The organism is Methylobacterium sp. D54C (assembly GCF_053345595.1).
In genome coordinates this window covers 1-1,391 of sequence record NZ_JBKFAK010000082.1, presented here as the reverse complement: position 1 = coordinate 1,391, position 1,391 = coordinate 1, and the positions used below count along the sequence as shown (strand labels likewise).

Below are 1,391 nucleotides of genomic sequence, written 5' to 3'. Positions count from 1 at the left end.
GGCTTATGGGATGGCCCGCCCCTCACTGAACCGTCGTGGCATTCTTCTGCCACGGACACGTGGAGGGATCTGGAATGGCAAAGAGCTCGATCGCCGTGCTGGGTATCGACCTCGGCAAGAACAGCTGCAGCCTTGTCGGTTTCGATGCGGCTGGAGTTGTCGTCCTGCGCCGCCGCGCGCGGCGTGAGACGGTCGTCGGACTGACGGCCAAGCTACCGGCTTGTGAGGTCGCGATGGAGGCCTGCTGCGGCGCCCATCATCTCGGCCAGTTGCTCGTAGCGCAGGGACACACCGTCCGTCTGATGTCGCCGGAGTATGTTCGACCCTACGTCAAAGCGCAGAAGAACGACGATCGTGATGCCGAGGCGATCGCAGAGGCAGCCACACGCCCGACCATGCGCTTCGTGCCCCTGAAGGAACAGGAGCAGCTCGATATGCAGAGCCTGCACCGGGTCCGGTCGCGGCTGGTCGGAATGCGCACCATGCTCATGAACCAACTCCGCGCGATCCTGCTGGAGCGTGGTCTCACCTTCCCGCAGGGCCGGCGCAAGTTCGAGATGGCAATCGGAGCACTGATGCGGAACCCTGAGGCGCAGATCGGACCACGCATCCGGTCCCTCGTCGAAGAGGTCCGCGACGAGTGGACGGACCTCGATCGCCGCATAGCGGCGCTCGATCGCGAGTTCGTCGAGCATGCTCGTGCCGACGAGGCGGCGCGCCGCCTGGTGTCGATCCCGGGCATCGGAACGATGACTGCCACGGCTCTGCGTGCTGCCGTCGATGACGGCAGCACCTTCACGCGTGCCCGCGATCTCGCGGCTTGGCTCGGCCTCGTACCACGCCAGCACACGACGGGCGGCAAGCCGAAGCTGCTCGGCATCAGCAAGCGGGGGAACTCCTACCTGCGCGGGCTCTTCATCCACGGGGCGAGAGCGGCGCTACCCTCGATGGCCAAGGCTGAGGACGCGACCGGCCAATGGCTGCGGGGCCTGCTGGCGCGAGCGCACTACAACGCCGTAGTCGTCGCGCTCGCCGCCAAGCTCGCTCGAATCGCCTGGGCAACGCTGCGGAAGGGCGTTAGCTTCGAGCGGCAGCCGGAGCCGGCTCACGCCTGAAACATCGCAAACGTCGACCCTGGCCGGACTACGAGAGGCCGGCGCGGGTCCATGAGGTCTGCGGGAGGACAGTGAAGATGGCCTGACGGTCGAGCGACGTTCCGGAAGCCTGGCAAAAAAAGCGGCTCTTCGAGGCCGACGTGCTTATGAGGCCCGGGACGTGCGGCTCTCCATCTTGGCGGCGGCCACTGCGCCGACATGCCGGATACGTTTGTGCAGACCGGACACAGGCACCTTCACCGACCACCTTGCGGACGGGGCGGGCCATACGTTTTT

General features: G+C 66.1%; 1 protein-coding gene. It reads left to right on the top strand.

All coding sequences use genetic code 11. The features are described from left to right. Positions 1–95 precede the first annotated feature (95 nt). Positions 96–1,115, top strand: coding sequence for an IS110 family transposase (locus ACLBYB_RS32560; RefSeq protein ID WP_447701348.1), 1,020 nt, complete (start codon positions 96–98; stop codon positions 1,113–1,115). The last annotated feature ends 276 nt before the right edge of the window (positions 1,116–1,391 follow it).